This is a genomic window from Nostoc sp. (assembly GCF_036917375.1).
Classification (GTDB): domain Bacteria; phylum Cyanobacteriota; class Cyanobacteriia; order Cyanobacteriales; family Nostocaceae; genus Nostoc.
Map to the genome: position 1 here is coordinate 12487 of NZ_JBALDN010000086.1, position 23828 is coordinate 36314.

A 23828-nucleotide genomic window follows, 5' to 3' on the forward strand; every position below is an offset into this window, starting at 1 on the left:
CCGTAGTAATTAAACATCTCAGTGATGTGAAAATAAGATTTCAGTTTTCTGTAGACATCAGCAAAGTAATTTATATATTATTAATATCCCACTTAACTTGATAACGATTCAGGTTGATACAAGATAGAAAAGTCAGATTTAAGTTGTGAAAATCAAAAGGTTCAGACTCGCTATTTTTTATATAAGTCAAAAATCTTCTTTTTCATTAATTATTAACTATAGCTCTAAAAAATTAGCTTTCTGCTATCCAAAGTTATTGTAATTAGCAGAATTATTAAATCATTGGAAATATTAATAGCATTACTCTTCAATGATTTGGCAAAGCCCAAAATTATTTACTAGTATTGTAACAACTACTGTTAAAAAGCAAAGTAAAAATTATGAGTAACCAATTAGAACAGTTTGCAAGTGATAATTCTTCTGGGATTTGTCCAGAAGCACTGGAATATATAATTAGGGCAAATCAAGGTAGTGTTCCAGCTTATGGAAATGATGAATGGACTCAAAAAGCAACAGATTATTTTCGGGAACTCTTTGAAATTGATTGTGAAGTATTTTTTACCTTTAACGGCACAGCCGCAAATTCTTTATCTTTAGCTGCTCTTTGCCAGTCATATCACAGCGTCATTTGCCATGAGACATCTCACATAGAAACAGATGAATGTGGCGCACCGGAATTTGCATCTAATGGCTCTAAACTACTACTTGCTCACGGTAAGAATGGCAAATTAACATCACAGGCTATAGAGTCAATTGTCACCAAACGTACTGACATTCATTATCCCAAACCTAAAGTTATTAGTATTACGCAATCAACTGAATTAGGAACTTTATATTCTATTGAAGAACTTTTAAGTATTAAAGAAGTTGCAAATCAATATAACTTAAAACTTCACATGGATGGCGCTCGTTTTGCAAATGCAGTTGCCGCTATGAATAAAAGCCCTGCTGAAATTACTTGGAAAACTGGGGTGGATGTATTATGTTTTTGTGGTACCAAGAATGGAATGGCATTAGGTGAAGCCATTCTTTTCTTCAATAAAGCGCTAGCAGAAGATTTTGATTATCGATGCAAGCAAGCAGGCCAGCTAGCTTCAAAAATGCGGTTTATTTCGGCTCCTTGGTTGGGTTTATTAGAAACTGGTGCTTGGCTAAAAAATGCTAGACATGCTAATCAATGTGCTGAATACTTAGAAAATCAACTATCAAATATAGAAGGTGTTGATTTGATGTTTCCTAGAGAAGCTAACGCCGTATTTGTGAAATTACCTGAAGAAGTTATTCACAGTTTAAAAGCCAAGAACTGGCAGTTTTATACATTTATTGGTGTGGGAGGAGTACGTTTTATGTGTTCTTGGAACACTACTCAATCAAGGATTGATGAGTTGATTGGTGATATTAAAAACGCAACAATCAATGGGGTAAAGGGGAAGGGGTAAAGGGGAAAGGGATAGAATTAATTTCCCTTAGCACTTTAATTTTTCCTCGACATCTTGCAAAATTTACTTTTGCAAGATGTCTCATAAGTAGTCAAGCATACATGATATTATTTATTGACAAAAATTAAATATGAAAAATCTCAAATAGGGAAATAAGTACAGTAATCCTAAAATTTAAGACGATTCAGTTAAGGATTATTGATGTAGATAATTTGTCTTTTAAGACGCGGTAAATCGCGTCTCTACATTAGGGTTTTGTTGCTCATTCTGAACAGTATTGTCCTAAAATTGCTCTAGGTTATTATAACTGATAATGTCAGCGCTTACTTGGTATGTAACTTCAACTGTAATTTTGATTGTTGCCACAAACCCAAATGCTTATTTTTAGCATTAGCTTCTGCAATTAAAAATTGGGTTTTGCTCTCATAGCAATTTTGTAAAGATTCTTGGTCAACGACCGCATTACCTGACTCTACTAAAAAGAGATTTACTGACCGATTATCTACAAACACTTCACCCGCTGGGCGACCATTTTTAATTTGTTCTGTGCTTCTAATCACGACGGGAGTTTGAGGTGGTAATAGCTGTTTTAGCCTTTGTGTTGCTGCTAAACCATAGCGCTTGTCAGTTGCCTCTGGTGCGTTAATACATGCTAACTTAACTATAGTTGTTTGTCCTGCATTATCTTTAACCAAAATTGTGTTCCCGTCTGTAACACCAACTACTGTACCTAGCACCAACATTAGTTGAAGTAATTCCATCATTTTATATGTAATATTTTATGTACAAATAGAATTTTATTTCGGTGCTGAGTTCCCTAGTGTGATTTAGCTCACAAATTACTGATAAAAATGATATAAAGAATCTACTAGAGACATCTGCTATTTATATACAACTAAATTATGAAACTTTACTTAAATAAATTTAAATTTATACAACAATTAAATAGGTAAAAATAAGCTGTATCATTGTAAGCAAAGTTAAATAATTTTAGAAAATTATGCTTGGTTGACTTCAGTCTTTTACGTTTTCGATGATATTGTTGTACTTGAATTTAAGTTTGATGACCAGATTATCTGAGCAATTCCTGGAACCTTTCTTCACTCTTCTAAAATTCAACTCCACAGGTTTACAAATTATCCTTGTATTTTAAGAGTTTTAACTTCTAAATCCTAACTTTGTTTGTATGCCAGAACAACAGCAGTGGACTATAACAGCAACTGAACAACCACCAGAGTGGTTTATCCAAGCAGTGAAACAGTATACACCTGCATCAAATGGACTGTATGCAGCGCAGTTGTTGTGGCAACGAGGTATTAAAGATCGTCAACAATTAACAGCTTTTATCAACTATAAAGTTTATCAACCAGCAAGTCCCTTGGAGTTTGGGCAAGAAATGCATCTGGCGATCGCACGGTTGCAACAAGCATATAATACTAAAGACAAAATCGCCATTTGGGGAGATTTCGATGCCGATGGGATTACCGCTACATCGGTACTTTGGGATGGATTGGGGCAGTTTTATGCTCAAAATACTCAGCTAGTTTACTACATTCCCAATCGCCTGAAAGAATCCCACGGACTTAATAATCAAGGAATTGATAACTTAGCAAAAGAAGGTTGCAAATTAATTGTTACTTGCGATACAGGTAGCACAAATGTTGAAGAAATTATCTATGCTAAACAGCTAGGTATAGATGTAATAGTTACAGACCATCACACTTTACCAGCCGAACGCCCCCCTGTTGTAGCGATTATCAATCCTCGCTATTTTCCAAAAGAACATCAGTTATTTAATCTTTCCGGGGTGGCGGTAGCTTATAAGTTGGTGGAGGCACTATATCAAACTCTGCCCAATGTTGCTAAATATCCGTTAGAAGATTTATTAGATTTAGTTGCAGTTGGATTAATTGCTGACTTAGTGCAGTTAAGTGGAGATTGTCGCTACTTGGCACAGATGGGAATTCAACGACTGCAAGAAGATTTTAAACAGCCAGCAGCAGCGCGGAGGCGTCCAGGGGTAGGAAGATTATTAGAATTGTGCCAGAAAAGTGGCGATCGCCCCACAGATATTTCTTTTGGTTTGGGGCCAAGAATTAACGCCGTTAGTCGCATTCAAGGCGATGCTAGTTTCTGCGTGGAATTATTAACTAGTCGGGATGTCAAACGTTGTAACGAACTAGCTGAAGTTACAGAACTCGCCAACGCCCGCCGCAAATCTTTACAAAAAGATGTGCAAGCACAGGTGGCGCAAAAACTTACTCAATTAGACTTATCAACCACCAGCGTCATTGTCTTAGAAGATGCCCAATGGCCTGCGGGTGTATTGGGCTTAGTTGCGGGACAGATAGCACAAGAAACAGGACGCCCGACGATTTTGTTGAGTACGGAAGGAGCAGAGGAGCAGGGGAGCAGGGAAGCAGGGGAGCAGAGGAGCAGCACTTCGGCTACGCTCAGTGACCAGGGAGCAGGGGAGCAGGGGAGCAATACTTCTCCTCTGCCCCTCCGCCCCTCTGCCCCTCTGCTTGCAAGGGGTTCCGCTCGTTCGGTTAATTCTGTCGATTTATACCAGCTGGTGAAAGAGCAAGCACATTTGTTACATCGCTTTGGGGGACATCCCTTTGCAGCAGGTTTGAGTTTGTTGGTGGAGAATATTCCTTTATTTACAGCGGCGATTAATCAGCAGTTGCGGCAATCTTTGGGTAGTACAACTTTAACGCCAACTGTACAAGCAGACTTGACGGTAACGGTAGCAGACTTGGGGAAAGAGTTATTTTTGGAACTGAAACTGTTAGAACCTTGTGGAATGGGTAATCCTGTTCCGAAATTGCTAATTCAAAACTGCTGGTTTGAAAATTCTTGGCATCGCAATCAGCAGGATTGGCAAGGGAAAAAGGTGCAGTACATTAAAGCTGAGTTTGATATTCGGGATGACTCTAGCAGAAGTGCTTTTCCTGGCTTATGGTGGGGACATTACAAAGATGAATTGCCCATAGGAAGATGTGATTGCATAGCAGAACTAGACTACAACACCTTCAAAAAACGTTATGAAATCAGATTAATTGCCGTGCGTTCTTCTGCTAACTCAGCACTCAACGCCCCGCTATCGCTAACACCCTTCATCCTAGACTTACGGAATCAGGAACACTCAGCAATTCAACATTCAGGACTAATTATTGAAGATTGTCCCACAAATTGGGATGATTTACGTATGTGGTTGCGGCGATGTTTGGCGATCGGCCGCTCTACGTCTGGGCTTGAGAATCAGCAACAATTAGCGATCGCTTGGTCTAAACCTAACCATCAACCACCCAATCAAATTTGGCTGACTCTTGTCGGAATTGCCAAATATCTCAGTCGCACAAATCAACTAGTTACCCGCGGACAACTTTTAGAGAAAATCGGCGTTAGCGACCAAACCTTACTTGTCGGCATCAAAGCTTTAAAATATTTAGGGTTCACAGTTCAACGACAAGACCGTTCTTTACAAATTACCTGGAATCCAAACGATAGTGCCGAAAACCTTGCTGACGAAGCAGTTGCGCGATTTTTAGCTGCTGTTCGAGAAGAACAATTTCAGCAACAGTATTTTGCGGAAGTTCCTTTATCTACGATTGTTGCGATCGCCAGCTACGACAGTAAATAATTTAAAGGGTTTATAGCGTTTGCTACACAGCCTCTTCCCCCCTGCTCCCCTGCTCCCTGGTCACTGAGCGTAGCCGAAGTGCTGCTCCCCTGCTCCCTGTACGATATGAGTCCTATCGGGTATCATGCCTGAAGTTACAGAGGTGTGCCAGAAGGCTGTTGCACCCTCTTGTTAACAGTTTTTCCTTCTACAAAACCATCTCGGCCTGTAATCAATCTAGAGCGACGATTACGAGTGATATAATTCCATCCCCACTGAATTGCTACTACTACTTTAGTGTCAAACTCGATTAAGAAGTAGATGTGAATTACTAGCCAAAAGAGCCAAGCAATGAAACCTTTGAGTTTGACTAAGCCTAAATCTACAACAGCTAGATTTTGCCCAATCATCGCCAAAGTACCTACGTCATTGTAACGAAATTGTGGCAAAGTCTCACCTTGCAGCCTGCGTTTAATGAGTTTAGCTACATACTCTCCTTGTTGTTTGGCTACAGGTGCAACACCAGGTAAGGGTTTACCATTTTGATGGGAAAAGTTGCCTAAATCTCCCACTACAAAAATGTTGTTATAACCCTTGATAGACAAGTCCGGTTCTACAATTACACGTCCGTCGCGATCGCACTCTACACCTGTACTTTTTGCTAGGGCTTTCCCCATAGGCGAACCTTGAACACCTGCTGCCCACAAGATAGTTTTTGAGGTAATTTCTGTCAATTCATCGCCTTGCTTGAAAGTAACGATGTTACCTTCAATATTTGTCACTCTGGTGTTGGTATAGACAGCCACACCCAACTTTTGCAAAGATTCTGCTGCTACTTTCGATAATTCTGGTGAAATGTGTGGAAGGATGCGATCGCCACCTTGCAATAGTACAATTCTCGCTTCTGAGGTGTTAATGCTGCGGAAATCTTCTGTGAGAGTTTGGTATGCTAATTCTGCGATCGCCCCGGATAATTCTACACCGGTAGGCCCACCCCCGACAATCACAAAAGTCAATAAAGCACGGCGTTTTTCAGGATCGGTTTCTTTTTCTGCTGCTTCAAATGCCGAAAATATCTGGCGACGCATTTCTATGGCATCTTCAACAGTTTTCAAGCCAGGAGCAAATTCTTTCCAGTTATCCTTACCAAAATAGGAATGGTTAACACCTGTGGCGACAATCAATGTGTCATAAGGTACTACTTCATCACCCAGAATAACTTCTTGCGCTTTTGGATCGATATCATTTACCTCTCCCAACAACACTTTTGTATTCTTGCTTTTGCTGAATACAGATCGCAATGGTGCAGAAATATCAGCAGGTGATAGCGTACCTGTGGCAACTTGATATAAAAGCGGCTGAAATAGGTGAAAGTTACGTTTATCAATGAGAGTAACATTTACATTTGCTTTCTTCAAAGCTTTTGCTGTATACAGTCCACCAAAGCCGCCACCAACGATAACAACCCGATGTGGTGCATTCTTTTCAAGTGAGACTTCCATAAGAAATATTTCCTTGTGTTAAGAAGTTGTAACTATTCTTAACAAAGATGTAACAGCATTATGATAGTGGTTGCTGTCTATTTGGAACAATTGAAGAAATGATGAAAGTAGTCAAAGTTAGTTTTTTGAGGAAGGTAGGGGTTCGATTACGCAGCAGTTGAGCGTAGTCGAAACTCAACAACCGGGCAGGGAAAGGCTTGCCGTGAGCGTAGTCGAACGGGGGCAGGAGGAAAACTGCGTAAGGGTACGATGACTCGCTAGCCGCCAGTCGTAGAGAATTCATTCTGAATTCTGATTCCTGACTCCTGAATTCTGTTCGATGGATCGAGCCGCTCAAAATGTGCTTTGAATAATTCCGCCATCTACTTGCAGCATGACTCCGTTCACAAATGAGGCTGCTGGTGAACTCAGAAATACCGCAACATTGGCAAACTCTTCAGGTGTCCCCATACGACCCAAAGGGACTGTTTCATTGATTCTAGCAATTTCTGCTTCTTTCGTTTCACCACTTTTAACGATGCGGGCGTTAATTAATTCTTCTACCCGTTCTGTATATGTCCAGCCTGGTAGAATACTGTTGACGCGAATTTTATCGCTACCCAGTTCTTGGCTGAGAGTTTTCGTTAAACCAATCACTGCTAATCGAATGGAATTAGATAAAACCAGATTTTGGACTGGTTGTTTAGTTGAGGTTGAGGTGATGGTCAGAATTGCTGGTGCAGTAGATTGGCGTAAGTGAGGTAGAGCGTACTTTACCAGACGTACCGCACTCAGCAAAGTCAAGTTGAGCGAAGTTTCCCAAGTTGCCAAATCGATATCATCAAAACTGCCAGCAGGTGGGCCTCCAGCGTTGGTAACGAGGATATCTAACCCGCCGAATTTTTCCACTGTGGCGTTAATTACCCGTTCAATATCTTCTTGATTAGTAACATCCGCACGCAGAGGTAGCACTTCTGTACCTGTTTCGCTTTTAATCTCCGCAGCAGTTTTGTCAATTAACTCACTGCGGGCGCAGATAGCAACTTTTGCACCCTCACGGGCAAATTGCCTGGCTGTAGCTTTGCCCAAACCTTTACTAGCAGCTGTCACTAAGGCGACTTTGCCACGGAGTTGCAAATCCATAATCTTGATTCTTCTTGTTTACAGCAATTTGAAGCCCAGGTTATTAAGAGCTTCACGCAAGCGATCGCGTCCTCTCAATGATTCTACAGTGGCAATGCGTTGGGCTGAGTGTTCTGACCAATCACCAGGAACATTCATCTTTTGTTCAGTATAGAATTCTTTGATGATGTCGTTGTAGTGAGCGATCGCTTCTTCTTGTTCTGCCAATTTATAGGTTTCACGATGCAGCACAGCTGACTGGGGCAACCTTGGCTTAATCGCCGCTTCTACTTCCGGATTTGGATAGCCTACACACAATCCAAATACAGCATACACAGAGGACGGCAAATTCAATATCTGTGCTACCTCTTGCGGGTGGTTTCGGATTCCACCGATATATACTGTTCCTAAACCAAGTGACTCAGCTGCAACTGCGGCATTTTGCGCCGCCAACGTTGCATCAATTGTTGCCATCACAAACATTTCCAAATATTCCAGCGCATCATGAGATATGCCGCGACTGTCAGCAACATGACTTAGACGCGCCAAATCTGCTAACCAAACCAAGAATAAAGGAACCTGCTTAATATGTGCTTGGTTTCCCGCTAGCTTGGATAACTCCTCTTTGCGCTGTCGATCTTCGACTGCTACCACACTCCAAGTTTGCAAATTCGAGGAAGTAGATGCAGATTGGGCAGCTGCAATTAGTAACTCCAGAGTTCCCTGTGGTAAAGGATCGGCTAAATAAGACCGAATTGAACGGTGAGATAGTAGTGCTGTTAGCGAATCATTCCATGCAATTTCGGGATTGAAGGGAATTTCACCGTAACGCGATCGCAGTAGTTCTGTAGGATTAGTCATAATCAATTCCAAGATTTACATTTTCAAATTTGCTACTAATACCAATTTCATCTGTAGGTGCATACATCTCTATGCCCCTACAGCCGATTCATTGTACTAGTTTAAGTTTTTGGTGAGAAAGCAGCATATTCTTCTTTTGTCAACATTGCATCTTTCACATTTATCTGTTTGGGAATTAACTTCAATTTGTAATATGTATCTGCAACACCTTGTTGTAGATTTATCAGATTGTCGTCAATTGGTACAATCCCAAAAGTCCGCCTGTTAGTTGCTTTTTTCATCGTCTCCAAGTCAATTCCTAACACAGGTGCGAGAGTTTTTGCTACCTCTTCTCGATTCTGTTTAGACCATTCTTCGAGATTTTTAATTTCCTCCACTATTGCCTTGACAGTTTGAGGATTTTCAGTGACAAATTTGCGAGTCATCAAATAATATCCTCCCTGTTTATTAATTCCTGTACCATCAATTAGGACTCTGGCTTTAGTTGCCTCTTGAGCCGCAGCATAGAAAGGGTCCCAAATTACCCAAGCATCTACACTCTCTTTCACAAATGCAGCACGAGCATCAGCTGGAGCTAAATATTTAGGTTCAATGTCTGTATATTTTAATCCGGCTTTTTCTAAAGCTTGGACTAACAATAAATGGGCACTAGATCCTTTTTGAAAGGCAACTCTTTTGCCCTTCAAGTCAGTAAGTTTTTGAATTTGCGAATTTTGAGGAACAAGAATTGCTGAACTAGCCGGAGTAGCCGCAGTACCAATAACATAAGTTAGTGATGTTCCCGCAGCTTGGGCAAAGATTGGCGGTGATTCTCCCACAGGGCCAATGTCAATACTACCTACATTCATCGCTTCTAGTAGTTGTGGCCCCGCTTGAAATTCAGTCCACTTTACAGTTATTCCTTCTGGTGCCAAACGCTTTTCTAAAACACCCTTAGTTCTCAGCAAAATGGTCGATTTTTGATAGCCAACTCTGACTACTGTTGCTTTAGTGGAAGTAGAATTCCCCTGAGATGTGGCATTGGCATTAGGGGCATTAACAGTAGGTGTCGATGAACAAGCAGCAAATAGCAAGCTCAGACAAAGACCTGTAACAAAAGCCCCCACTACTGGTAAAGGAAAAGAAAAGAATAATTTATGTTGGTTGTTAAAGGGGATATTCCTGAATTTTATCAACGATATCCACTTGGGAATTAAGCGGCGCAAGATTTGGTTAATCATCAAAATGATTTCTCTGAACTATAGCAATACTATAAACTTATAGGTTTACCGGAGTATATAAATAAATTTAAGTTTAGTGGACATCACAATAGCGGGAAGTGAGTTAACTGCATACTTCCCCGCTTATTATCCTAATGCCAAAAAATACAGCACTAATTTAGTAAATCGGGTTCTTCGCGCACAATCCGGTCGTAAAGCGGCTGAAAACTGAACCACCCACTTACATGTGACCCCACTTGAGTTTGTGTTAAACGGGCTGTTTCGTGTTTGATAGTAGTAGGTCTACCCGCAGCTTCAGCCAACAGTTGGCCTTGGCACGATCGCTCCAAGCTAATGTACCAAAAAGCAGCTTCATCAACTGTATGTCCCACAGTTAAAATGCTATGGTTACGTAGGATTATGGCTTTCTTTGGCCCCAAGGTTTGCGCCAATCGCTGACCTTCAGAAGTTTCTAAAACAACACCTGTAAAATCGTCAAACAGGGCATGGTCTTCGTAAAAAGCACAAGAATCTTGAGTCAAGGGGTCAAGGAGACGCCCCAAACTAGACCAGGCTTTACCATAAAGTGAATGGGCGTGAGCCGCGGCGATGACATCCGGTCGAGCTTCATGAATCTGAGAATGGATGGCGAAAGCAGCTTGGTTTACCTCAGCATCGCCTTTAACCACCTCACCTTCTTTGTTAACTAAAATCAGGTCAGAAACTCGGATATGACCAAAGTATGCCCCGAAGGGATTGACCCAGAAATGGTCTGTAAACTCAGGATCGCGAGCCGTAATATGGCCTGCGATTCCCTCACTGAAGCCAAACTTACCAAACAGGCGAAAGGCAGCGGCGAGGCGTTGCTTGCGGTGCAGGCGTTCGTCTTCAACTCGCTCGAAAACTGGGGGTTTTGGTCTAATATAATTGGCCATGTTCTTTTTCCTCCTCTTCTTTACAGGGAGCGTTGGAATATCCAGAGCGAAAGGATTTGACGCTGTGAGATGCTGGGATGAACTGGTGACGCAAGACGCAACCAGTATCATTACCCAAAGTATGAATGGATACAGATGCGCTCTGGGATGTGGTTTTGACGGCGTGGATATCACCATCTGGGGGCAAGAGGCGGTAGATATCCCCTGGTTGAAGCGATCGCACTTCAGTTACTTGTAATTGTGCATGTCCTTCGGTATCACCGGTATCTACACGGCGATAGACTGTTTCTTCTTGATCGCCCTTGTATAAACCAATCAATCCCCAAGCTAAATGATCGTGGACAGGAGTCGTTGAACCTGGGGGAATTACCAAACTGAATACCGACAGCGAACGGTCTTTAGCGCGATAAAGCAGCCATTGACCAATACCGCCACCCATCCGGCTTTCGGGATTAACTTGGGCAAACTCTTCCGGTAGCCATTCCTGTTGAGCAAGCAGTTCTTGAAAATAGGGTTCTAGTCTAGCTAGAGTTTGTGTGCGATCGTCAACAGTGCTAGCGGTAATTTCCCGCACTGTTGCGACAAAGGATCGTAGTTCCTGGCTCTCAATAAACCATTGGTCTTCTGGTAACGGTTCTAAAATAGTGTGGTTCGTCATCTATATTCCTCTGTTTAGGAGGCGACTAAGATTAACTAATTACGACTTAGTAATTAGTAATACAACTCTTGGAGAGGCTGCACTTCGACTACGCTCAGTGACCAGGCCAACGGTTACGTCCTAAGACTACGCTCAGGACAAACTCAGTACAAGTTCGTAATTAAGAATTCAATTACGATTTATTTTAATACTATGATGAATCTTGAAGCCAAGTTGCTCAAGTTTTAAATGAGAAAGGGACTCCTTCAGAATGATAGTAAAAGGATATCGCTGAAATACAGTAGCTTTACCTTGTGACAATAGCAGCCTAGCATGGCTGATGCGTACTGGATATAACGGTTGTTTGTTGGCATCGAGAATGAATACTTTAGTCATACAATTTTGAATTTTAGATTTGCTATCGCCAGATTGAAAATTGGGGACTGGACACAAGAGGCAGAGATGGAGACAATACGGTTCGGATAAGCATTTTTCACTTTCCTTGTGGTCTGGGGAGTGGGTTTGCAGCTAAAGGGGAAAGGTTTTTAATACATCCTTTCTCCTTTCACCTTTAACCGAACCGTATTAGAGGTGGGAAGGTGTATAGGGGAAAACTGACTGCAACTTCTCCTCGGTTACAGAGCGCAGCCTCTCGTAGAGAAGTGCTGCTCCCCTGCTCCTTTTATAAAAAGAGAAAATAAGAATGAGAGTCTAGAAGTCAACTCCAGCACTCTCGTCTTTACCTATCATTTAGGGATTTCCAAGAAATCAATCATCCAATTTTGTGAGGTGTCTCACAATCATTTGTAGTTGGATATTTTTATTAGGAAGCCTCTTAGCAGTTATATTAATTCCTTTAAGTACTGTAAGTCCATCGGATAACCGCTGAATTGACTACAAGCAGAAATTATCACATACAAATTTAAAAAGCAATAGGCTAGCTGTTAGGGGAGACAAAGCGTAGCTTTAGCTCTTTGGGTTTCTTGGGATTTCAAGGAATTAAGCTGATATACAGCAGAATTTAGGAGTAATATGATGTCCGTTAAATTGCTCGTAATAAAAGCACCCCATACCCAGCCCCTTTCCCCAAGGCATCGCTACCGTGTATATACAAGTCGGATGTAAAGTAGGTACAGAGGATTTTCAAGAGGCAAAAACAGTGGATAATCCCATCTTAATTCACGCTGCGAAGATACCAGGAAAGGCATTTGGAGACGCTCGGTTGATAAAAAGGGGGCAGCATTAAAAGTTTGTAGTCAGGACTAAAGTACCGATCGATCCCAAGAAGCGATAAATCGCTCACTACAAACTAGGATTTTTTTGTATATAAAAATTATGCCCCTTTAGAAAGATTCTAAAGGGGATTTTTAAACAATAACTAAAGCTATGAAAAAATTGTAAAAAAAATATTATCCATCAATATTTTTTTTGCAATTGTAAGACTTTTTATCGATATACATAGCGAGCAGGTATCCAGCGGCGACCACGATTTGTTTGCACCCAACGTCCAGGAACCACTATCCTCCTTCTGGCTTGAACAGGGGTATGAACTCTAAATCGCACTGGTCTTCTGATTATTCTAACTGGAACCGATCGCCTGACTGGTCGTCTGATCTGAGCATCGGCTTGAAAAGGAATAAAGGTAACAGCAATTGGTAAAATCAGTGCCGCACTAGCAAGCATTCTTTTAATACTCATTCGCAAACTTCCCTTTTATGATATTGACATCAAAGAGATGAATATTTGCCCAAATATTCATCTCTTCGACAAATAAATACTAGGGTTAAAAAGAGCTATACACTAGTGAGAAAGGTCATTAGTTGAACCGTGACTAATGTCATGGATAAAAATTGTAAACATAACTCTGCTATTGAATAAAACAATTTTAATAAGGTAAAACTATTAATACCGAAAACTCCGATTTTAATGTTTGGGACACTGCCTACCTGACGGCAATACGGTTACTACAACTCAATTTTGCCACCTGAAAAAAAGGGACGAGTAAAATACCCATCCCAGAAAATTCACTTTTATTCAATTGATAGAAAACGATCGCAAAACTTTTATTGCACTTGGGTTTGGGTGGGGAAAGCACCAGGTTGCACAGCTATGTTAAGATTCTGCCCATTGCGACGTAATTCCATACGTAAATCGCTCCCAACTTGGCTATTTTCTACAGCCCTTTGGACACTGCTGGCATCTGTGACTGGTTGACCTCCAAGGGTTTGGATTACATCACCAGCACGTATCCCTGCTTTAGCAGCTGGTGAATTTGGTACAACTTTTACAACTAATACACCTTTATCTTCATTGACACTCAAACCGCTATTGGGATCTGAGTTGATATTTTGTTTTAGCTGAGGTGTTAACCCCACCATTTGAATTCCCAAGTAAGGATGTTCTACTTTACCTGTAGCTATTAGTTGACTAGAAATGCGTTGTGCTGTGTTGATAGGAATAGCAAAGCCTAATCCTTGTGCCCCTTGAATAATGGCTGTATTCATCGCAATTACCTGACCGCGAGAATTTAGCAGGGGGCCGCCGGAGTTACCGGGGTTAATTGCGGCGTCGGTTTGAATATACTCTACTCGCTTATCGGGAGCGCCGATTAGATTGCTACTGCGTCCGGTGGCACTAATGATTCCGGTAGTTACTGTATTATCTAATCCAAGGGGGTTGCCGATCGCGATCGCCCATTCTCCGGGTTGTAGTTGATCTGAGTTACCCAAGGCTACTAACGGAAGATTATCTGCCTGAATCTTGACAACAGCAACATCGGTTAACTCGTCTTTTCCTAACACTTTACCTTTAAAGCTACGCCCATCCTTGAGTGTTACTGTTACGGTATCAGCACCATCAACTACGTGGGCGTTGGTAAGAATACGACCATCAGCACTAATAATAAAACCTGAACCAGTACCCCGTTCTACGCGATCCTGTTGTTCTGGTATTTGAGAACCAAAAAAACGTTGGAAGAGTGGATCGTTAAATTCATCTGGTAACTGGGTTTTTACGGTTCGGGAAGAGTCAATTCGCACTACAGCAGGCCCTACCTTTTGCACCACCTGGGTAACAAAGTTAGGATCTGTAGCTGCTGGTAATGGAGGAGCAGCATTTACTCGACTTACTGCCAAATTAGATGCATTTTCAGACACCTGCTGAGAGTGTCCAGCTAGATAGCCGCCTGCCAACGTCATCCCCGATCCCAGCAGCACCAGCGATAGAGAGGCGGCAGCTTTTCGCCAGGGTTTATAATATTTGGCATCAGCAGTGTTATGTAAAATGCTATTTGATGGGTGTTCTCTGTCGCGAGATTCGTTTTGCATTGCTGTCTGGAAGGATATTTAGATGTATTACTAATGTAGATATGATTTATGACAGTTTTGTTGCAAAGGTATTGCGTTGTTGTGAAAGCTTTGGTATTTTATTGAACCGTATTGGAATATAGTCATTCGTAGAGACGTACATCGCTGCGTACTCTTTACCAAACTTAGCACTACACATCTTACAAAAGTAACAAATGCCAAGATGTTGGGGAAAGGTTAAAGGTTAAAGGGGAAGGGAAAATTCCATCCTTTCCCCTTTAACCCTTCCCCTTTACCCGACAAATGCCAAGAAGTCTACTCTTCATCATGCCTGAAGGAATGAAAATGGCACAGGGGAAAATCTTACTTAAACCTGACACTTTATGGACAAGTGTTAAAGAACGAACTGAATATGCTTTGCAATGCGGGGCGCTACTCTCGATTCCAACAGAATTTGAATTTGTTGAACAGGATGGCGTGCGCTTTTTGGTACGGATTTTGTCTAATCTGAATCGCAAAAAAGCAGCGAAGGATAAACAGGAAAAACAATCTGTTACTTCTGGTGAAGAATTTAATCCTTTTTTGCCTTACGAAGAGGATTTATTTGTGGCGGATATCTCCGATACCCATGTATCTATTTTAAATAAATTCAATGTTGTAGATTATCATCTGCTAATCATCACCCGTGGTTTCGAGGAACAAGAAAGCTTACTCACCCTGGAAGATTTTACGGCTATGTGGGCTTGTTTGGCTGATTTCGATGGTTTAGCATTTTACAACAGTAGCAAAACCGCAGGTGCTAGTCAGCGACACAAGCACTTACAATTAGTACCCCTACCACTTGCCCCTTCAGGGTTGCAAATACCGATTGAAGCTTTACTAACATCAGCACAATTTCAAAACTCGAATGCAACTTCAGCAAAACTTCCTTTTGTACACGCTTTCGCACCACTAAATTCTAATTGGGTGCGATCGCCATTGGCAGGGGCCCAAGCAACATTGGAAGTTTATCACGCTTTGCGTCACGCTGTAGGTTTAGATCCAAAGCAATCTGGTGCTTACAATCTGCTAGCGACACGAGAATGGATGTTAATCGTACCGCGATCGCAAGAGCATTTCCAATCTATCTCTGTGAATTCATTAGGATTTGCTGGTGCGCTGCTGGTGCGAAACGCAGCAGAAATGGAGATTCTCAAAACCCAAGGGCCGATGACTATCCTCAAAAATGTTGCTGTATCCTAATACTGACGCACACTCTACGAATTCTTCTCTACGAGATAATTATCCTTAGTGGGAGTTTGACCAATTTGCAGCACACAAACTGCGGCAATCAGACAGAGAACGCCTGATAAAATAAACGCTTGTAAATAACTACCCGTCCAAGTTCTCAAGACTCCGGCTCCGAATGCTGCTGTCGCTGCACCAAGCTGATGTCCTGCGACAATCCAACCGAACATCACACCGACATTTTCTTTACCAAAGGCGTTGGCAACAAGACGGACTGTTGGTGGTACGGTGGCAATCCAATCAAGTCCATAGAAGACGGCAAAAATGGAAAGTCCATAGAAGGAAAAATTGAAACTGAAGGGCAAGAAAATCAAAGATAAACCGCGCAGTCCGTAGTACCAAAACAATAAGTAGCGATTGTTCCAACGGTCAGATAGCCAACCGGACATAGTAGTTCCAAAAAAATCGAATAGTCCCATGATTGCCAAAAGCCCAGCAGCCTTGACTTCAGGTATATTGTGGTCAATACAAGCAGGAATTAGATGAGTTCCAATTAACCCATTTGTGCTTGCACCACAGATAAAAAAGCTACCAAATAACAGCCAGAAGTCTCGATTACGCATTCCCAGCCAGAGGGCGTTAAGAGTGGAGGCGATGGAATTGACTTTAGGCTGTAATATTTCCACAGTTTCGCTGTTGTCGCCAAAGGCTCGCAAACCGACATCCGCCGGACGATCGCGCATAAAGACTGCGATCGCTGGAATAATTAGAAGTGCTGCACCAGTCAGAGCCAAAGCCGCAGTTCGCCACCCAAAGCGATCGGCTATTGAAGCCAGCATCGGTAGAAACACTAGTTGTCCCGTGGCTGTACTGGCGGTTAAGATCCCCAGAACTAAACCCCGCTTTTCCCAAAACCAGCGATTGACGACAATAGCACCTAAAACTAAGGCAATAACTCCGCTACCAGAACCGACAACTACACCCCACAGCAAAACTAGTTGCCAAGAAGCTGACATCAAAGTGGTTAAACCGACACCGAGCGCAATGACAGCAAGCGAGAATACCATCATCCGCCGAATGCCGATTCGCTCCATAACTGTGGCAGCAAAAGGGCCAATTAATCCGTAGAGTACTAAGTTAATGGAGATTGCCAAAGATATAGTCGCTCTACTCCAGCCAAACTCTTGTTCGAGAGGCACTATAAAAACTCCCGGAGCAGAGCGGATTCCGGCTGCCACCAGCAAGGCTAGGAATGTTAAACCAGCTACGATCCAGCCATAGTGGAACGAACGACGCGCTAGGAAGGAGGGTAAGGACATAAGTGGGGATTGGGGACTGGGGAGTAGTCTGTCAAGAACTAATTGACGGATAAATTCCTTGTAGAGACGGCGATTTATCGCGTCTCTCTAACCGTAAAAATGAATGAATTTGACAGATTTAGTACAAGGATTAAGGGGAGCAGTGGGAGAATAACTATTGCCCAATGCTCCATTCCCAATTTAGAAAAAACTACCCTGCATAAGGATTACCAATTCTATCCACAGAGACGTTGGAGGAGAATGGCAAACGACCTGGATTTAAGCGTGGTTCTGCGGCATAGCCAACAGGAACTAAAACAGCGATCGCTAAATCTGGATTATCTTTTGCACCAATCACTTCTTTTACCTTGTCTTCAAGCCAACCATTCATAAAACAGGTAGATAAACCCAGACTTTCAGCTGCTAACACTAAATGGGTGGCAGCGATAATCGCATCTTTGATTGCATACTCCCGTTGTTTGTCTCCTAGTGTCTTTTGAAATTGTGGAATAGCAGTTTTAAAATAATTAGCTGTGCTTTCATTCCATGCCCCAGTTGCAAGAGCCTGTTCAATTATCGGGTTCAAGTTTTTTTCAGATGCACTCGCATCGGCAGCAAATACAAAGGTAACTGGTGCTTGGACAATTTGCTGTTGATTCCAAGCTGCTGCTGATAAGGCTGCCTTTTGCGCCTCATCTTGCACGAGAATAATTTGCCAGTCCTGAATATTGAAGCTACTGGGCGCTGCCACGGTTAACTCTACCAATTGCTTGAGTAGTTCTGGGGCGATGGGGTCTGTTTTAAAAGTTTTGATAGAACGACGTTGAGCGATCGCACTGGGTACATCTAAAGGTTGGGTTTGGATGATGGAACTCATGATATTCTCCTGATAGTTTGATTATGAGAGGGTTTCGGATTTTATATCTAAAGTGATTAAGAGCGTTAAAGAGCAGGGCAATCCAAATATATTCCTTTCTAATTGGCAATGTTAACCGGGTTAGAGATATGCTCGTGGATAATGCGCCATTGTCCCTCTCGCTTCTCCCATACAAGCGTCGCATGAGCCGTAATTCCAACCGCCTCATTCCCGATGGTGGTTGCTGTACTGTGGAAGAGCAAAGCAGAGACGGTAATGTTATCACCTGCAAATATCTGAATATCCCCAACTAATTTAACTTGCCACTGGGTTATTGCTGTCATGAAGGGCTTCCATATTTCCTCATAGGATTGCCATCCTTGAATTCGAGTCGTCTGCGGTGAGAGGGTATCGAAGGCGAGGAATTGTTCATCTTGCCAGTAGAGATTGTCTAAAAGAGAGAAATCAAAGGGTTTGTTGCCGGGACTAAACGCAGCTAGCCAATCGTTAACGCGTTCTTTGATTTGCGCTGCATCTAAAGTATCTTTCATAGTTCAAAACCAATTTTTACAATCATTTTACTGATGTTGTATCTGGGAAAAATCTAAAAATTCTCAGTTTGATTTGATACTTTAGAGTGCGGGAAGTGGGTTTTAATTATTTAGATGAGAAGAATTAGGCATTGACCACCTGCTCGTTAGCCGCCGACCAAAATGGATAGTCTGTATAACCCTTTTCACCGCCGCCGTAAAAGCTTGCTTGATTTGGTTCATTTAGTGGTGCATTTAAAGCCAAGCGTCGGGGTAAATCTGGGTTTGATATAAATAATGTGCCAAAGGCAACTAAATCTGCTGCTTTATTTGCCAGTACTGCATCGCCTTTTTCACGAGTATAACCACCATTGACCATGAGAGTACCTGTAAAGCGATCGCGTATATGACTAGTGGGTACTATTATCCCACCATGTCTAATATCTGCCTCTGTTGCCTCATAAATATGCAGATATGCCAAATTAAACCGGTTCAACGCTTGAGCGGCATAACCGAATGTCTCCAGAGGATTGGAGTCATGCATATCGTTAAAAGTCCCACTGGGAGAGAAACGTACCCCAACTCGGTTAGAATCCCACACACTAGTTACCGCCTCTGTCACCTCCAACAGGAATCGGGCACGATTTTCAATAGAACCTCCATATTTATCTGTGCGTTGATTCGTGCCATCCCGGAGAAACTGATCTATCAAATAACCATTAGCTGCGTGAATTTCCACGCCATCAAACCCAGCCGCTAGGGCATTTGCGGCTCCCTGACGGTACTGTTCGACTATCTGAGGTATTTCCGAAGTTTCTAAAGCACGAGGAGTAACAAAGGGTTTTGGCCCCTCATAAGTTGCAGCCTCACCTTTAGGAGTAATGGCAGAAGGTGCCACAGGTAAAACTCCATTCGGTTGTAAATCAGGGTGAGAAATCCTGCCTACGTGCCATAGTTGCAGAAAAATTCTGCCGCCGTGCTGATGTACGGCATCGGTTACTAACTTCCATCCCTCCACCTGTTCTAGTGAATGAATTCCTGGTGTCGCGGGATAGCCCTGTCCTTCAGGAGTTACCTGTGTTGCTTCAGAAATAATCAGTCCGGCGGAAGCACGTTGGACGTAGTAAGTAGCATTCAGTTGGTGTGGTACGTTTCCCTCACCTGCCCGGTTTCGGGTTAAGGGTGCCATCACTATCCGGTTAGGTAGTTCCAGATTTCCTAACTGGTAAGGAGAAAATAAGTCGATCTCAGTAGTCATTGGTTATATCTCCAAATTATTTTAGTCATTAGACTTCTTGCATAAGTCGGGAAAAGGGGAAAGGGGAAGGGGAAAAGGTTCTGTATTATCCCTTTCCCCTTTAACCTTTACCCTTTTCCCCCTCTTGCAAAAAGCACAAATGCCAAGAGGTCTATTAGTCATTTACCTCGTTCCCAGTCTCCGACTGGGAATGCTCGTCGTTGAGGCTCCGCCTCCCGAACTTGCGGCAGAGCCGCAATTGAAGTGCATTTCCAGCATCAGGCTGGAAACGAGATTTGAAAAGGGTTTGGTCTATTGCTGTGCCTTTACGACACATGTGCTTCAAATACTAAACAATCGACCGAATAACGCCACCATCTACCCGCAAAGCTGCACCATTAGTTGCCGATGCTACGGGACTAGAAAGATAAACTACGATCGCTGCTACTTCTTCATTAGTTGCAAAGCGTTTGATTAAAGAACTTGGACGCACATTTTGAAAAAATTCCGCCTCAACGTCAGCGCGAGTAATACCGCGTTCCTGCGCCAAGTTGGTAATAAAATCTTCAACTCCTTCTGAGCGGGTTGGCCCAGGTAGGACGGAGTTTACCGTAACTCCAGTCCCGATAGTCATTTCTGCTAGACCTCTGGCAATGGCAAGCTGTGCCGTCTTTGTTGTGCCGTAGTGAATCATTTCCACTGGGATCTGAATAGCAGATTCGCTGGAGATGAAAATTATCCGCCCCCAGTTTTGCTCTAGCTGCTTTTGCAGATATTGCCGACTCAAACGGACTCCACTGAGGACGTTAACCTCAAATATCTTTAACCAGTCTTCATCAGTAATATCAAAGAAGGTTTTTGGTTCATAAATACCCACATTGTTTATGAGTATATCAACGTGAGGAACCTCTTGAATGAGTTTCTCTACCCCTGATGCAGTGGCAGCGTCAGCAACAACACCAGAAACTTTCGCGTCGGGTATAGAATGCTTAATTTTAGCGATCGCTTGATCTACTCTTTCTTCAGACCGACCGTTGACAATTACTGATGCACCCTCTTGAGCTAGCCCAAGAGCGATCGCCAAACCAATACCAGCGGTTGAGCCACTCACCAGTGCGGATTTACCATGCAATTTCAAGTCCATTTCGCTCTTTCCCCGTTAGTTGAAACAAAACGATCTGGGATTGGGGACTGGGGAGCAGAGGGGCAAGGGAGCCAGAGATGAGGGAGTGAGGGAGTTAGGGGACAAGGAGATAAACAAAACTCCTAACTCTTAACTCTTAACTCCTAACTCCTAACTCCTAACTCCTAACTCCTAACTCAGCACTCAGCACTCAGCACTCAGCACTCCTAACGCCCGATGCCCAATTCCCCATGCCCTTGACTTAAATTAAAGATGCTGTGCTAAGGTCTTATTCAAGGTAGTTTTTGGAACCGCCCCTACGACAGTATCGACCTGGCGACCTCCTTTAAAAACCATCAATGTCGGAATGCTGCGAATTCCATAGTGGCTAGCGACAGTAGGATTTTGATCTGTGTTCAACTTCACAAATTTCACCTGTCCTTCGTATTCAGCAGCAACTTCATCGACAACTGGGCCCACCATCCGGCAAGGGCCGCACCACGGTGCCCAAAAGTCCACTAATACCGGAATTTCACTTTCCAAGACTTCTTGCTTGAATGTGGCTTCTGTGACGTTTGTAATGGATGACATAAATTGCCTTCCTACTTAATTCTATAATTCGATAATATCGAATAATAAAAATATATGCCACCTGATGAGATAATGCAACTATGAGATTCCTTTATCATCCAGATAGAAAAAATATTTCTTTACCGGGCGTGTTGTATGCATTGGGCGATCCGGTGCGGCTAGAGATTGTGCGGCTGTTAGCGACAGAGGGGGAACAATGCTGTGCGAAGTTTGATTTTGCGATCGCTAAGTCTACGATGTCCAACCACTTCAAGATTTTGCGGGAGTCGGGGATAGTCTTTACACGCAAAGAAGGGACACACCATATTAACATCCTGCGGCGTGAAGATTTAGAGATGCTGTTTCCAGGGTTGCTGGATGCGGTATTGAAAGCCGCTCAACCATTACCTGTTGAACCCGCCAGTGCTAAACAAACAGCTTCAAGGATTTAGGGATATTGGCGATCGCTATCTGTTTAAGAATCTGCTTGTTTTTCAATTTGTGTTTCTAAATCAGCCAAGACATCATGTTGTTCTCGAAAAGTCCTTGGAGTGTGAGATAAACCTAAATCTGTAGATAGCAAATCAATACCGTTGATAATTTTTGGTATCTGAGATCGATCGACTTGCAGGCCAAGAAAGCATTTTTCCCTGTAATCTGGTTTTCCCTGAAAGAGTGCGATGTCTACGACGGGCTACGCCTACGCTCTTTTCAAAGGGCGCATAACCTGATAGGCTTTTTCAGCCTTCTCAATTGATACTTGAGGTATTGGCGATCGCAGCCTGAGAACAGCGAGATCGATTAAATCTCTTGCTTCAACGCTGTCATCTGCGTAACGGTCAGAATTTGACAGCAGCTTAGAGGTAAAACAGTCATTAAAGCTTAAGCAGGGAACGAGTGACCACTTTAGATATCTTGGTGGATCTAGTTGAAAACGAGTTTCGGCAATAATTTCCGTTTTAATCGGCATATCATCGACAAAAACGATCATCCGAATTCCATATTGGTCAGTTGTGCTACGTCCAACTTGGATTTTACTTAAATCACGAAATAATGCTTCATGCCCACCCTCAAATACCACTGTCCGCAGGTATTTGTAACCTTCTGTACCAACAGAAGCGATAAAATCAACGTCCTTACTCCAACGATATTCTTCAAACTCAAATGCCAGAAGAGTTCCGCCACCGAAGTACTTGTACTGAGCGAAGCCGAAGTAAGCAGAACCCTTCCTAAATATGTCAGAATCTAAGGATTCAAGAACTGCGAGAATTTGATTATGATGTTCAAATCTGGATGTCATAAATAAACTTGCGACCAGGATTTATAGCGTCTGGCAAGTTCCTGAATAAAATTGAGTTCTTCACCCTCAAGATTATTAAATAGGTTGCGATATTGCCAACCACGCTCGTAGCGACTCAGCATTTGTTCTGGAGTAAACCGATATACATCAGCAGTTTGACAACAAATTGACTCCAGAAAAAGCAGCTTTTTGGGGACAATAACAGGATTATTTGTTGGTATTGCGGTTGTCATAATTTTTTGAATCAATCACTTCCAGCTTACTTTAATTTTAGCTATAAGAAATTGAGTAAACTTAAGAAATGTTAATGTTACTGAAATTGAAATATAGTTCATTCCAGAATTTATTGCGGAGGTCTATAGATGAGGATAACTGCTGAGGAGTTGCTCCAGCGATATGCTGCTGGGGAGAGAGATTTTAGTGGGGTTGACTTGGAAGGAGCTAACTTGGTTAGAGCTAATTTGAGTGAAGCCAAGTTGAGGGGAGCTAATTTGGCTAGAGCTAGTTTGAGAGAAGCTAATTTGGCATATATTCTTCTGGAGGATGCCAACTTGGAAGAGGCTGACCTGATCGGTGCCAATCTTGAAGATGCTAAGTTGATGCGTGCCAATTTGAGTTACACCAATTTGCGAGGTGTCGATTTGAGAGGAGCAATTTTGTCTAATGCCAACTTGACCAGCGCTAATCTGAGATGTGCTTGTTTGACTTGCTCCTCCTTGGATGGCGCTAACCTGACCAATGCTGATTTTACGGGGGCTGTTTTGGACAGTGCTAATTTGACTAATGTTGAGTTTGCTGGGATTAAATTGGATTGGACTATCCTGACCAATACTGACTTGAGTGGAGCCAAGAAATTGGGCATTCCACCCTTGGAACAAACTGGAATGCTCTTCCCCAGTAGCAGAGGCGCTCTGTTCTTGGAAACGAGGTTTCCTGATGGTGAGATCATCCAAGGTCCATACTACAGAAATTCCTAAATCATCAGTTATTGAAGTTTCAGCTAGTAAAGATTATTTAGGAGGTGAATCAATTGGCTTGTTTTTATTATCAACACGTAAAGCCATCTTATTTTGAATAAGGTCT

General features: G+C 42.5%; 23 protein-coding genes. 5 read left to right on the forward strand and 18 right to left on the reverse strand.

What is annotated here, in order from left to right; genetic code table 11:
- Window positions 1-380 precede the first annotated feature (380 nt).
- Window positions 381-1439, forward strand: a complete 1059-nt coding sequence (locus V7K45_RS22335) for a threonine aldolase family protein (protein ID WP_335007176.1) — start codon at window positions 381-383, stop codon at window positions 1437-1439.
- A 323-nt stretch (window positions 1440-1762) separates the two neighbouring features.
- Here V7K45_RS22335 and V7K45_RS22340 read toward each other — a convergent pair whose 3' ends face one another.
- On the reverse strand, window positions 1763-2203 hold the full coding sequence (locus tag V7K45_RS22340) for a thermonuclease family protein (protein ID WP_335007177.1): 441 nt from the start codon (window positions 2201-2203) through the stop codon (window positions 1763-1765).
- A 422-nt stretch (window positions 2204-2625) separates the two neighbouring features.
- Here V7K45_RS22340 and V7K45_RS22345 point away from each other — a divergent pair, with 422 nt between their 5' ends.
- Window positions 2626-5085, forward strand: coding sequence for a single-stranded-DNA-specific exonuclease RecJ (locus V7K45_RS22345; RefSeq protein ID WP_335007178.1), 2460 nt, complete (start codon window positions 2626-2628; stop codon window positions 5083-5085).
- Window positions 5086-5219: 134 nt separating this feature from the next.
- On the opposite strand, the gene V7K45_RS22350 is transcribed toward V7K45_RS22345, so the two are convergent.
- From V7K45_RS22350 to V7K45_RS22390, 9 genes are all read right to left on the reverse strand, one after another.
- Window positions 5220-6566 carry an NAD(P)/FAD-dependent oxidoreductase gene (locus V7K45_RS22350; RefSeq protein WP_335007179.1) on the reverse strand — a complete coding sequence of 449 codons (1347 nt, stop codon included), beginning with the start codon at window positions 6564-6566 and terminating at the stop codon, window positions 5220-5222.
- Between the two features lie 333 nt (window positions 6567-6899).
- The gene (locus V7K45_RS22355; RefSeq protein WP_335007180.1) at window positions 6900-7688 is read right to left on the reverse strand and encodes an SDR family oxidoreductase; all 789 of its coding nucleotides are present in this window, start codon (window positions 7686-7688) and stop codon (window positions 6900-6902) included.
- An 18-nt stretch (window positions 7689-7706) separates the two neighbouring features.
- Window positions 7707-8528, reverse strand: a complete 822-nt coding sequence (locus tag V7K45_RS22360; protein ID WP_335007181.1) for an NADPH-dependent oxidoreductase — start codon at window positions 8526-8528, stop codon at window positions 7707-7709.
- 101 nt (window positions 8529-8629) lie between these two features.
- The gene (locus V7K45_RS22365) at window positions 8630-9748 is read right to left on the reverse strand and encodes a sulfonate ABC transporter substrate-binding protein (RefSeq protein ID WP_335007182.1); all 1119 of its coding nucleotides are present in this window, start codon (window positions 9746-9748) and stop codon (window positions 8630-8632) included.
- 152 nt (window positions 9749-9900) lie between these two features.
- Window positions 9901-10662 (reverse strand): class II aldolase/adducin family protein, encoded by a 762-nt coding sequence (locus tag V7K45_RS22370; RefSeq protein ID WP_335007183.1) that lies wholly within the window; start codon window positions 10660-10662, stop codon window positions 9901-9903.
- Window positions 10646-11320, reverse strand: coding sequence for a hypothetical protein (locus tag V7K45_RS22375; RefSeq protein WP_335007184.1), 675 nt, complete (start codon window positions 11318-11320; stop codon window positions 10646-10648). Before V7K45_RS22375 ends, V7K45_RS22370 begins: the two co-directional genes overlap by 17 nt.
- A gap of 168 nt (window positions 11321-11488) precedes the next feature.
- Complete coding sequence (locus V7K45_RS22380; RefSeq protein ID WP_335007185.1) at window positions 11489-11695, reverse strand: RRXRR domain-containing protein; 207 nt, start codon at window positions 11693-11695, stop codon at window positions 11489-11491.
- A gap of 1050 nt (window positions 11696-12745) precedes the next feature.
- Window positions 12746-12997, reverse strand: coding sequence for a hypothetical protein (locus V7K45_RS22385; protein WP_335007186.1), 252 nt, complete (start codon window positions 12995-12997; stop codon window positions 12746-12748).
- Window positions 12998-13362: 365 nt separating this feature from the next.
- A complete protein-coding gene (locus V7K45_RS22390) occupies window positions 13363-14625 on the reverse strand; it encodes an HhoA/HhoB/HtrA family serine endopeptidase (RefSeq protein ID WP_335007187.1) in 1263 nt (420 codons plus the stop codon).
- Window positions 14626-14949: 324 nt separating this feature from the next.
- Here V7K45_RS22390 and V7K45_RS22395 point away from each other — a divergent pair, with 324 nt between their 5' ends.
- Window positions 14950-15846: an ATP adenylyltransferase family protein gene (locus V7K45_RS22395; RefSeq protein WP_335007216.1), complete on the forward strand. Its 897-nt coding sequence runs from the start codon at window positions 14950-14952 to the stop codon at window positions 15844-15846.
- 14 nt (window positions 15847-15860) lie between these two features.
- Here V7K45_RS22395 and V7K45_RS22400 read toward each other — a convergent pair whose 3' ends face one another.
- From V7K45_RS22400 to trxA, 6 genes are all read right to left on the reverse strand, one after another.
- Window positions 15861-17150 carry an MFS transporter gene (locus tag V7K45_RS22400; protein ID WP_335007188.1) on the reverse strand — a complete coding sequence of 430 codons (1290 nt, stop codon included), beginning with the start codon at window positions 17148-17150 and terminating at the stop codon, window positions 15861-15863.
- A gap of 190 nt (window positions 17151-17340) precedes the next feature.
- Window positions 17341-18006: a nitroreductase family protein gene (locus tag V7K45_RS22405; protein ID WP_335007189.1), complete on the reverse strand. Its 666-nt coding sequence runs from the start codon at window positions 18004-18006 to the stop codon at window positions 17341-17343.
- A 98-nt stretch (window positions 18007-18104) separates the two neighbouring features.
- Window positions 18105-18536, reverse strand: a complete 432-nt coding sequence (locus tag V7K45_RS22410; protein ID WP_335007190.1) for a YybH family protein — start codon at window positions 18534-18536, stop codon at window positions 18105-18107.
- Window positions 18537-18660: 124 nt separating this feature from the next.
- Window positions 18661-19773, reverse strand: a complete 1113-nt coding sequence (locus tag V7K45_RS22415; protein ID WP_335007191.1) for an alkene reductase — start codon at window positions 19771-19773, stop codon at window positions 18661-18663.
- Between the two features lie 328 nt (window positions 19774-20101).
- Complete coding sequence (locus tag V7K45_RS22420; protein ID WP_335007192.1) at window positions 20102-20896, reverse strand: SDR family NAD(P)-dependent oxidoreductase; 795 nt, start codon at window positions 20894-20896, stop codon at window positions 20102-20104.
- A 246-nt stretch (window positions 20897-21142) separates the two neighbouring features.
- Window positions 21143-21466 carry a thioredoxin gene (gene trxA, locus V7K45_RS22425; protein ID WP_012412473.1) on the reverse strand — a complete coding sequence of 108 codons (324 nt, stop codon included), beginning with the start codon at window positions 21464-21466 and terminating at the stop codon, window positions 21143-21145.
- An 80-nt stretch (window positions 21467-21546) separates the two neighbouring features.
- Here trxA and V7K45_RS22430 point away from each other — a divergent pair, with 80 nt between their 5' ends.
- Window positions 21547-21897, forward strand: coding sequence for an ArsR/SmtB family transcription factor (locus tag V7K45_RS22430; RefSeq protein WP_335007193.1), 351 nt, complete (start codon window positions 21547-21549; stop codon window positions 21895-21897).
- A 248-nt stretch (window positions 21898-22145) separates the two neighbouring features.
- Here the strand turns inward: V7K45_RS22430 and V7K45_RS22435 are convergent, their stop codons facing one another.
- The gene (locus V7K45_RS22435) at window positions 22146-22745 is read right to left on the reverse strand and encodes a nucleotidyl transferase AbiEii/AbiGii toxin family protein (RefSeq protein WP_335007194.1); all 600 of its coding nucleotides are present in this window, start codon (window positions 22743-22745) and stop codon (window positions 22146-22148) included.
- Complete coding sequence (locus V7K45_RS22440; protein ID WP_335007195.1) at window positions 22742-22978, reverse strand: hypothetical protein; 237 nt, start codon at window positions 22976-22978, stop codon at window positions 22742-22744. The genes V7K45_RS22435 and V7K45_RS22440 overlap by 4 nt, the downstream gene beginning before the upstream one ends.
- 129 nt (window positions 22979-23107) lie before the next feature.
- Here V7K45_RS22440 and V7K45_RS22445 point away from each other — a divergent pair, with 129 nt between their 5' ends.
- On the forward strand, window positions 23108-23722 hold the full coding sequence (locus V7K45_RS22445; protein ID WP_335007196.1) for a pentapeptide repeat-containing protein: 615 nt from the start codon (window positions 23108-23110) through the stop codon (window positions 23720-23722).
- Window positions 23723-23828: the final 106 nt, after the last annotated feature.